Source organism: Mangrovicoccus algicola, assembly GCF_014903745.1.
GTDB lineage: Bacteria > Pseudomonadota > Alphaproteobacteria > Rhodobacterales > Rhodobacteraceae > Mangrovicoccus > Mangrovicoccus algicola.
Genome location: NZ_JACVXA010000103.1, coordinates 1 through 9,326, shown reverse-complemented (window position 1 = coordinate 9,326; position 9,326 = coordinate 1). Strand labels below are relative to the sequence as shown.

The 9,326-nt window shown below is 69.8% G+C and carries 10 protein-coding genes; 7 read left to right on the top strand and 3 right to left on the bottom strand.

Annotated features, from left to right (window positions below):
- Positions 1-40: 40 nt before the first annotated feature.
- On the bottom strand, positions 41-700 hold the full coding sequence (locus ICN82_RS20250) for an SDR family NAD(P)-dependent oxidoreductase (protein WP_193186883.1): 660 nt from the start codon (positions 698-700) through the stop codon (positions 41-43).
- Between the two features lie 210 nt (positions 701-910).
- On the opposite strand from ICN82_RS20250, the gene ICN82_RS20245 reads away from it, so the two are divergent.
- Both ICN82_RS20245 and ICN82_RS20240 read left to right on the top strand, forming a co-directional pair.
- Positions 911-1,789 carry an HAD family hydrolase gene (locus ICN82_RS20245; protein WP_193186880.1) on the top strand — a complete coding sequence of 293 codons (879 nt, stop codon included), beginning with the start codon at positions 911-913 and terminating at the stop codon, positions 1,787-1,789.
- 7 nt (positions 1,790-1,796) lie between these two features.
- Complete coding sequence (locus ICN82_RS20240; protein WP_193186877.1) at positions 1,797-4,271, top strand: glycosyltransferase family 2 protein; 2,475 nt, start codon at positions 1,797-1,799, stop codon at positions 4,269-4,271.
- A gap of 20 nt (positions 4,272-4,291) precedes the next feature.
- Here the strand turns inward: ICN82_RS20240 and ICN82_RS20235 are convergent, their stop codons facing one another.
- Both ICN82_RS20235 and ICN82_RS20230 read right to left on the bottom strand, forming a co-directional pair.
- Positions 4,292-5,005, bottom strand: a complete 714-nt coding sequence (locus tag ICN82_RS20235) for a lysophospholipid acyltransferase family protein (RefSeq protein ID WP_193186874.1) — start codon at positions 5,003-5,005, stop codon at positions 4,292-4,294.
- Between the two features lie 2 nt (positions 5,006-5,007).
- Positions 5,008-5,520: a hypothetical protein gene (locus ICN82_RS20230; protein WP_193186871.1), complete on the bottom strand. Its 513-nt coding sequence runs from the start codon at positions 5,518-5,520 to the stop codon at positions 5,008-5,010.
- Positions 5,521-5,668: 148 nt separating this feature from the next.
- Between ICN82_RS20230 and ICN82_RS20225 the strand changes: the two genes are divergently transcribed.
- From ICN82_RS20225 to ICN82_RS20205, 5 genes are all read left to right on the top strand, one after another.
- The gene (locus ICN82_RS20225; protein WP_193186869.1) at positions 5,669-6,457 is read left to right on the top strand and encodes an exodeoxyribonuclease III; all 789 of its coding nucleotides are present in this window, start codon (positions 5,669-5,671) and stop codon (positions 6,455-6,457) included.
- Between the two features lie 96 nt (positions 6,458-6,553).
- Positions 6,554-7,465, top strand: coding sequence for a thioredoxin family protein (locus ICN82_RS20220; protein WP_193186866.1), 912 nt, complete (start codon positions 6,554-6,556; stop codon positions 7,463-7,465).
- A 26-nt stretch (positions 7,466-7,491) separates the two neighbouring features.
- Entirely contained in the window at positions 7,492-8,139 is a 648-nt protein-coding gene (locus tag ICN82_RS20215; protein WP_193186889.1) for an LON peptidase substrate-binding domain-containing protein, read from the top strand.
- Positions 8,136-8,333 carry a Trm112 family protein gene (locus ICN82_RS20210; protein ID WP_330999039.1) on the top strand — a complete coding sequence of 66 codons (198 nt, stop codon included), beginning with the start codon at positions 8,136-8,138 and terminating at the stop codon, positions 8,331-8,333. The genes ICN82_RS20215 and ICN82_RS20210 overlap by 4 nt, the downstream gene beginning before the upstream one ends.
- A gap of 144 nt (positions 8,334-8,477) precedes the next feature.
- Positions 8,478-9,233: a YaaA family protein gene (locus ICN82_RS20205; protein WP_193186863.1), complete on the top strand. Its 756-nt coding sequence runs from the start codon at positions 8,478-8,480 to the stop codon at positions 9,231-9,233.
- Positions 9,234-9,326: the final 93 nt, after the last annotated feature.

The following is a 9,326-nucleotide window of genomic DNA, read 5'->3' as shown; positions in this document are numbered from 1 at the left end:
CGGGCGGCCGGTCAGGCGGGCCTGCCGGGGCGCGACGGGGTCAGAGGCCGGCCCGGGCCAGAAGGGCGGCGGCGGTCTCGCGGATGGGGGGCAGGGCGCCCGGCCGCTCCGTCGGGAAGAACCGCGCGCGGGTGGCGGTGGGCATCGGCGGCGCGGTCAGGATCTGCACGCGCGGGCCGGTGCGCGCGGTCTCCGCCGCCCAGGACCCCGCCAGGGCCATCTGCGCCGCCTTGGTCGCGCCGTAGCTGCCGTGAAACTTCTTCGCCCCGACCCCCGGATCGTCGAAGAACAGCGCCTGCCCGGTTTCCCCCAGAAGCGGCGCCACATAGGCGATGAGCCGGCGCGTGGCATCGACATTGACCGCCAGGGACTGCTGCCAGTCCTTCTGCGCAATCATCTGCGCGGGGGTCAGCGGCGCGGCATGGATCGCGGCATGCACCCATAGCGATAGCCCGCCCCAGCGGTCATGGACGGAGCGGCACAGATGCTGCATCGCGCCGTCCTCGGTGATGTCCATCGGCGCAAGCGTGGCGCTGCCGCCCTGCGCGCGGATCTCGTCATCGAGTTCCTCCAGCCCGCCGATCGTGCGGGCCACCGCCATCACGTGACGGCCCTTGGCCGCCAGGGCCAGGGCGATGGCATAGCCGAGCCCGCGGGAGGCTCCGGTCACGAGGGCGGGAAGGGCGTCGGTCGCGGTCATGGATCCGTTAAGGCAGCGGCGGGGGCAAAAGGCAAGGGCTGCGGCGCGGTGGCGGCGCGGCGATGCGCGAAGTGCCGCATGACCGGGTGACGCAACATGCAAGTTTATGAAATGGCTGGAAAATACCCGAAACACCGTGCTTCGGACACCTTGTGTCGTCGCGCGTCTGTGACTATAGCTTGGGGGCGCGGAACTTCGGGAGACGGAAATTTGGCCACGCAGGTAACGACTTACGGTCGCGAAGAGCGCGATCTTTACGAGGCCCCCGATTTCGACAGCTTCTACCGTTCGCCCGGCGCCCGCAGCCTGGCCGACCGCTTCGAGGCGCTCCTGGACCGGGTCGATCTGTGTTCCTTCGACGTCTTCGACACGCTGCTGCTGCGCGATGAACGTTCGGAGCTGGAGCGGTTCCGCGACATCGCGGCCGAGTTCATCCGCCGTGCCGGTGCCGAGGGGCCCGAGAGCCCGCTGGTGCTGCGCAGCTGTCTCTCGGCACGGATCCTGGCCGCCTCCGCCGCCTACCAGCTGAGCCCGGCGGTCAAGGGCTGCCGCGAGGGGCGGCTGTCAGAGATCATCGCCAATGCCGTCGACACGCTGGGCCTGCCGCAGGCGCCCTTCGCGCGCATCTGGCACGAGGCGGAGATGGAGGTCGAGACCTCGCAGCTGCGCGCCTCGGCCTTCATCGAGGAACTGCTGGACCTGGCGCTGGCCCGCGGCAAGCGGGTGGTGCTGGTCTCGGACATGTACATGCCCGCCGGGGACATCTCCCGGCTGCTGGAGGCGTCCGGAATCTCCACCGGCAAGATCGAGCGGATCTTCTCCAGCGCCGATACCGTGGTCAACAAGCGCTCGGGGCTGGTCTATGACCTGATCGCCGAAGAGACCGGGGTGGCGCCTGCGCGCATGCTGCACATGGGCGATGCATTGGAGGGCGATTTCCTGGCCGCCAAGCGCCGCGGCCTGCAGGCGATCCACCTGCCGATCCCCCGCGCGCTGCTTCGCCGGCGGCTGGACAGCCACCGCGCCGTGCTCGATCACCTGTCCGGAGAGTCCGGACTGCCGCTGCCGATCGCCCCTCCGGCGCTGTGAGGACCTGATGACCAAACCTGTCGACGTCCTGGGCCCGATCTTCCTGAACTGGATCGCCCAGCTGGACCGCAAGCTCCGTTTTCTCGATCGCCGCGACAGCGCGCGGATGCTGTTCTGCACCCGTGCGGGCAAGCGCATCCACGATCACCTCCTGGCCTATGCCGGGGAGGACCCCGCCTATGACACGGCCCTGTTCGGCATATCGCGCATCGGCGCGGTCAAGGCCGGGCTGGGATACCTGTCGAATTTCGACGGCTCCTTCGCGGTCGCGCGCGAAAGCTTTGCCGATGCGCCGCTGGGGGATGTCTGCGCCGCCTTCCTCAAGAATTTCGCCCAGCCCCATGACCCCCGCCTGCATGCGCTCCAGGCGCTGCGCGGACCGTTCCGGGGCGACAATTTCCGGGTGCTGCTGGCGGCGAATGACGATGCCTCGCGCTGGTTGCGGGACTATTTCGAGAAATCCCATGACGCGCTGGGGGCGCAGCTTCGCGCCGAGCTGGGCGAGCACCGGCAGCTGGTGCTGGTCGATACCGGCTGGAAGGCCTCGATCCAGCGCGCGCTGCAGGCGACCTATCCCGATCTGCGTTTTGCCGGGGTTTATTTCGGCGTGATGGACAGCCAGCCGATGGAGACCCGCCACAGCGTGGTCTTCGACGCGCTGTCCTATCAGCCGGGACGACCGGAGACCTGCCTGGCGGTGCATCGCCACCTGATCGAGAGCCTCTACGAACCGCTGGCCCCCAGCGTCGAGGAGATCGCGGGCGGGCCCTGCGCCGAGGTCGCGGCGCGCCAGATGGCGGCGGTGACGGGCGAGGATCCGTCGCGCGGCGACGCCACGGATGCGCTGTTCCTGGAGATCCTCGACTATACCCGCGCGCATCGGGGCGATCCGCTGGATGTCATCCTGGAGCGGGGCCATGCCGCCATGGCGGAGCTGGAGCGGATCATCCTGTTCCCGCAGGCCGCGGACGTCCCGCTTTACCAGGGCAAGCCGCGCAGTTCCGATTTCGGCCGCGACGGGTTCGTGCCGGTCATCCGCGGCCCCGAGGAGGGCGACACGCCGGAAGAACGGATTTCCCGCGCGCTTTGGCAACCCGGCCAGATCGCCGTGGAATATCCGCCCGCCGCGGCCCGGGCCGCGCAGGAACGGCTGGCGCGGCCGGGGGACGGGTCGAGCTATTTCACCGCCTATACCGGGCAGGGGGGCGGAATCGCCCCGCGCGAGGAATTCGCCTTCGAGGGCTCGGTGGCGATCGTCACGCGCACCAAGGACCGGCCGGTCCTGTTCGAACGCGCGATGCGGTCGGTCGCGGCCCAGACCTGGCGCAACTTCCACTGGGTGATCGTCAATGACGGCGGCAGCCGCGAGTCGGTGGAGGAGATCATCGACCGCGCGCCGATCGACCGGCGCCGGATCACGCTGGTGTCCAATGATGCCAGCGTGGGGATGGAGGCGGCCTCCAACCTGGGTGTCCGCGCGGTCGATACCGAATTCGTGGTCATCCATGACGATGATGACAGCTGGGATCCCCGGTTCCTGGAACGCTGCGTCGGCTTCCTGGAATCCGCGCCCGCGCAATCGGCCGGGTTCCAGGGCGTGCTGACCCGTGCCTGGCGCGTCTCGGAGGAGATCCGCGACGGCCGCGTGACCGAACACGGGCGCAGCCCCTTCAACCCCTGGGTCAACGACGTCACCCTGTTCCAGATGGCGATCGGGAATTTCTTCGCGCCGATCAGTTTCGTCTATCGCCGCAGCATGTTCGACGCGATCGGCGGCTATAGCGAGAAACTGCCGGTTCTGGGCGACTGGCGGTTCAATATCGAATTCCTGGCCCGCGCCAATATCGGCTTCATCGACGAATACCTGTCCTACTATCACCACCGCGATACCGGGGCCGCGGCGGAGGCGGTCTATCAGAACAGCGTCATCGGCGGCCGTTCGGTGCATGCCGAGTACTTCCCTGTCGTGGTCAACGACCTGATCCGCGAAGACCGGCTGCCCGCCGGGGTGGCCGCCGTGCTGGGCCAGGCGCATCTGGCGCGGATCATGGAGCATCGGTTCAACATGGTCGATACCCGGCTGGGCGAGATGGATGCCCGTCTCGCGCAGCTGCCGGTGCCGCAATCCCAGGCGGAGGAGGAGCAGGCAGAGCCGCTGGGCGTGCTGCTGCAGGGGGATCGGGATCACGTGGTCCGTTCGCTTCTGGGGGCGCTGCGCGGCGACCTGCCTGAGGAGCGCCGCGCGGTGATCGAGCCGCTGATCGGCCGGCTGCACGAACTGGACGATCCCCGCATCCGCGAGGAGATCGTGCGCAGCGCCAGCTTCGCCATTCCCAGCCCCGCGGATTTCGACCACATCGCCTATCTGCGCAAGCGCACCGATATCTGGGCGACGGCCTTCAACGGGTTCGAGGACCTGCGGCCCTATCACCACTACCTGATCCACGGCATCACCGACGGAGAGCCGCGCCCGGCCGCCTGAGGCCGGGGCCCGGCGGTGGTTCAGCCGCGCAGCGCGGCCTCGCAGCGGGCGGTCTCGGCATCGATCAGCGCATCGAGGCGGCGGCAGGCCGCCTCCACCGCCGCCTCGTCCTGCAGCGCCTCGCGCGGGATGCGGAAGGCGGCCCCGGTCGAAAGCACGCCGCGCCCGAAGGGCAGGGGCAGCACGAACCGGTCCCAGCTGGGCAGCCTCATGGCCGGGCGCGCGGCATAGCCCACCGGCACGATCGGCGCCCCCGACAGCCCTGCCAGGATCACCGCGCCGTGCTTGGACCGCTGCGGCGGGCCAAGCGGCCCGTCCGGGGTGATGCCCAGCGTGTCCCCCGCGCGCAGCGCCGCAAGCGCCGCGCGCATCGATCCGGTCTTGCTGCGCGAGGTCTGCACCAGGATCGGTTCGATCCCCATGCCGCGCAGCAGCTCCACCACGATCTGCCCGTCCGCATGATCCGAGGCCAGGACCTTGCAGGTGCGGCCGGTCAGCGGGCCGATGAAGGGCGTGCAGGCCAGGCGCGCATGCCAGGCACAGTAGATGACCGGCTCGCGATTGCCTTGCGGGCCCCACGCCTCCAGCCCCAGATGCGTCCAGCGGGTGCTGCGCTCCACCAGGCGGACATAGCGGGCATAGACCGCCCGCACGGCCCGCTGCAGCCGCGGATTGCGCTGCAGGCGGACTTCCAGCTTGCGGAGGCGTTTCCTCAGCGGACGACGCTTGGCCATGCTCAGCGCCCGGGGGACAGCTCCGTGATCTCGGGATAGGCCGCCCGGATCAGGTCGGCCTGGGCCTGGGTGTCGATCCGCGCGAAATGCCAGTCGCCATCCTCGAGGATCGCGATCGTGGCCGTGTCGAAGCGAACGCGCTGCCCGGAGAACAGCGACGTGCCCTTCAGGCGCACGACGCCCCAGGTCAGCCCGCCGGCCTCGTCGAGCATCACCCCCGACAGGTCGGCCACCACCTCCTCGGGCTGCGCGGACTTGCCGAAGGCCCTGGCCTGGTCGACCAGCGTGTCGCGGATCAGCTTGGGCGGGGTGTTCGCCTGCTGCGCGACGGCGGGGATCACGCGCTCGGGCAGGGCGTCGATCACCCGTCCCGCGCGGTTCCTCTCGGTGTTGCGGGCGAAGGCGGCGGCATCCTTGCCGAGGCTCTCCAGCTCTGCAGGGCTGGGGGCGCGTTCGGCATGGGCGGCGGCGGCCAGGGACAGCAGGAGGGCGGAGAGAAGGGGAAGGCGCGGCATGGCAGGCTCCGGTTCGGGGTCTCTGTGGTGGGGCGGACGCTAGCGCGCGCCCCGCCGGGGGGCAAGCGCGCGGGCGGGATGCCCCGGGGTCGCGGCGGGTTTATTCCGTCCCCCGCCCGCGCTAGGAGAAGGCAACACGGAGAGACCCATGAGCATCAAGATCGCCACCTGGAACATCAACTCGGTCCGGCTCCGCCAGGGGCTGGTCCAGCGGCTTCTGTCGGAACAGGCCCCCGACGTCCTGTGCCTGCAGGAATGCAAGTGTCCCGAGGACAAGTTCCCCTACGAGGCCTTCGCCGAAATGGGCTGGAGCCACGCGATCGTGCGCGGCGAGAAGGGCTATAACGGCGTCGCCATCCTGTCGCGCCTGCCGCTCGAACCGGTCCCCCATCGCGACGTCCTGGATCGCGGCGACACCCGCCATGTCGCGGCGCGCCTGCCCAACGGGGTGACGATCCACAATTTCTACATCCCCGCCGGCGGCGACATCCCGGATCGCGAGACCAACCCGAAATTCGGCCACAAGCTGGATTTCCTGTCGGACCTGACCGGCTGGTTCGCCGCCCACAAGCCGCGGAAATCCATCCTGGTGGGCGATCTGAACATCGCCCCGCGCGAGGATGACGTCTGGAGCCACAAGCAGCTGCTGAAGATCATCAGCCACACGCCGGTGGAGACCTCCATGCTGGCCGATCTGATGGCGGCGGGCGACTGGGTGGACGTGACGCGCCAGGACATTCCCGAGGGCAAGCTCTATTCCTGGTGGTCCTACCGGGCGCGGGACTGGGACGCGGCGGACAAGGGGCGCCGGCTGGACCATGTCTGGGCCACCGCCGACCTCGCCCCGGCCATGGGCGGCAGCGAGATCCTGCGCGGCGCGCGCGGCTGGGAACAGCCCTCCGACCACGCCCCGGTGATGGCGCGCATCGACCTGTGACCGCGGGGCGGACGAAAATTCCGCCCGCGCCGACCCTTGGACTCGCGGGGCATTCCGCGCATATATTTCCCGACCAACCGAAGCTGGGGACCAACAATGCTTGAATTCGGCACCAAACCCGCCGCACCCGCCGCCGCAGGCGATCTTGTCAAGGACGTCTCCGAAGCGACCTTCATGGCCGACGTCATCGAGGCCAGCCAGGAGGTCCCGGTGATCGTCGATTTCTGGGCGCCCTGGTGCGGCCCGTGCAAGACGCTGGGCCCGATGCTCGAGGCCGAGGTGCAGGCCGCCGGCGGCAAGGTCCGCATGGCCAAGGTCAATGTCGACGAGAACCAGATGATCGCGGGCCAGCTGCGCGTGCAGTCCATCCCCACGGTCTATGCCTTCTACCAGGGCCAGCCCGTGGACGGGTTCCAGGGCGCGCTGCCGGGGTCGGAGATCAAGGCCTTCGTCAAGCGCGTCGCCGATCTGGCCGGCGATGGCGGGCTGGGCGAGGCGGTCGCCGCTGCCGAGGAGATGCTGGCCGAGGGCGCCGCGGTCGATGCCGCCCAGACCTTCGCCGCCGTGCTGAGCGAGGAGCCCGGCAATGCCGGGGCCTATGGCGGGCTGGTGCGGGCCCATGTCGCGATGGACGAGCTGGACCAGGCCCAAGGCCTGCTGGATGCCGCCCCCGCCGAGCTGGCCAAGGCGCCCGAGCTGGAGACCGCCCGCGCCGCGCTGGAACTGGCGCGCCAGGCCGCCGATGCGGGCCCCGTGGCAGAGCTGCGCGCCCAGGTCGAGGCGGATCCGGGCAACCTGCAGGCGCGGTTCGACCTGGCCAAGGCGCTGCATGCCACGGGCGACGTGCAGGGCGCGGTGGACGAATTGCTGGACCTGTTCCGGCGCGATCGCGAATGGAATGACGGCGCGGCCAAGGCCCAGCTCTTCACCATCTTCGATGCGCTGAAACCGCAGGATCCGGTGGCGCTGAACGGGCGGCGCAAACTCTCCTCGATGATATTTGCCTGATCCCGGCGAGGGGCTATCATCAGGTGATGTTCTCTGCTGCCGATCTGCCGCCCACTCTTCCGGTCTTTCCGCTGCCCGGGGCGCTGCTGCTGCCCCGGGCGCGGCTGCCGCTGCATATCTTCGAGCCGCGCTACCTGGCGATGCTCGATGACACGCTGAAGACCTCGCACCGGCTGATCGGCATGATCCAGCCCTGCGAGGCCCCCGGCGGGCGCGAGAAGAGCCTGCACGCCATCGGCTGTGCCGGTCGTGTCACGGGGTTCTCGGAAACCGAGGACGGGCGCTACATGATCACCCTCTCGGGGATCTCGCGGTTCCGCATCGAGCGCGAGGCCTCGGGCTTCGCCGCCTACCGGCGCATGGATGTGCGCTGGGACGGGTTCGGCCGCGACCTCGGTCCGGCGGAAACCGACGGCAATTTCGACCGCGGCCGGTTTCTCGCGCTGCTGGAGCGCTATTTCGCGCAGGCGGGGCTGTCCACCGACTGGGACAGCTTGAAGGAGGCGGAGAACGAATTGCTGGTCAATTCGCTTTCGATGCTCTGCCCGTTCGAGCCGGAGGACAAGCAGGCCCTGCTGGAGGCGCCCTCGCTGTCGACCCGGCGCGAGACGCTGGTGACGCTGATCGAATTCGCGCTGCGCGGCGGCGGCCATGGCGAGGAGAGGATGCAGTGAGCGACAGCGAAGAGGAGCGGGTCCAGCCGCTCGACCGCCGCGTGCTGGAGGCGCTGGTCTGCCCGCGCACCCAGACCGTGCTGAGCTATGACGCCGCGCGCCAGGAGCTTGTCTCCCGCGCGGCGGGCCTGGCCTTTCCCATCCGCAACGGCATTCCGATCATGCTGATCGACGAGGCCCGGCGTCTGGACTGAGCCGCCACGGCGCCGCGGCCTTGCCCTTTGCCGGAACCTCCTCTAGATCCGCCCTTTCCCGCCAGCGGGACCCGCTTCCCCGCCATGCCGGGGCCGCGCGCGTCCGTGCCAGTGCCCTGTTCCGATCCGCATGGAGGCCTCCCGGTGCTCATTCTTCTTTCGCCCGCCAAGAACATGAACGAGACCCGCGGCGCCGGGCTGGCCGCGTCCGAACCGCGGCTGCTGGACGCGGCGCAGGAACTGGCCGGGGTCGCGCGCGGCTGGTCGGAGGCGGAGATCGCCGGGATCATGCAGGTTTCCCCGGCCATCGCGGCGCTGAATGCCGGGCGTTTCGCCGGATGGACGCGCGATGGCGGGCTGGCCGCGGCGCTGACCTTCGACGGCGATGTCTATCGCGACCTCGATTTCGCCACGCTGGACGAATATGCGCAGCGGGCGGCCGACCGGCGGCTGCGCATTCTGTCGGGGCTTTACGGGCTGCTCCGGCCGCTGGACGCGATCCATCCCTACCGGCTGGAGATGGGGCGCAAGCTGCCCGGCCATCCGGCGGGCACGCTCTACCGGTTCTGGGGCGCGCGCATTGCCGAGACCATCCGTGCGGACGCGGCGGCGGCGGGCACGGGAACCGTTCTGAACCTCGCCTCCGAGGAATATGCGAAGGCGGTGGATCGCAGGGCGCTTGGCGACCTGGCGGTCGTCAGCCCGCGTTTCGAGGAACAGCGCGGCGAGACCCGCAAGGTGATCAGCTTCGCCGCGAAACGCGCGCGCGGCGCCATGGCCCGCTGGGTGCTGGAAGAGGGGATCGAGGATCCCGCCGATCTGCAGGGCTTCTGCGTCGGCGGCTATGCCCATGATGCAGAGGCCTCCACCCCCGGCTGCCCGGTCTTCCTGCGGGCCTGATCCCGGGGTCAGGCCGCCGGGTTCAGCGGCGGCAGGGCAGGGGCGGTTCCCCGCGCCAGCGCGCTGCGCCGCGCCGCCGGCAGCGCGGTCGAT

Bases quoted from the DNA above. Each gene is read 5' to 3' on its own strand.
- ICN82_RS20225 (WP_193186869.1), top strand. From the start codon at position 5,669: ATGAGCATCAAGATCGCCACCTGGAACATCAACTCGGTCCGGCTCCGC.
- ICN82_RS20250 (WP_193186883.1), bottom strand. From the start codon at position 700: ATGACCGCGACCGACGCCCTTCCCGCCCTCGTGACCGGAGCCTCCCGC.
- ICN82_RS20240 (WP_193186877.1), top strand. From the start codon at position 1,797: ATGACCAAACCTGTCGACGTCCTGGGCCCGATCTTCCTGAACTGGATC.
- ICN82_RS20235 (WP_193186874.1), bottom strand. From the start codon at position 5,005: ATGGCCAAGCGTCGTCCGCTGAGGAAACGCCTCCGCAAGCTGGAAGTC.
- ICN82_RS20215 (WP_193186889.1), top strand. From the start codon at position 7,492: ATGTTCTCTGCTGCCGATCTGCCGCCCACTCTTCCGGTCTTTCCGCTG.
- ICN82_RS20230 (WP_193186871.1), bottom strand. From the start codon at position 5,520: ATGCCGCGCCTTCCCCTTCTCTCCGCCCTCCTGCTGTCCCTGGCCGCC.
- ICN82_RS20220 (WP_193186866.1), top strand. From the start codon at position 6,554: ATGCTTGAATTCGGCACCAAACCCGCCGCACCCGCCGCCGCAGGCGAT.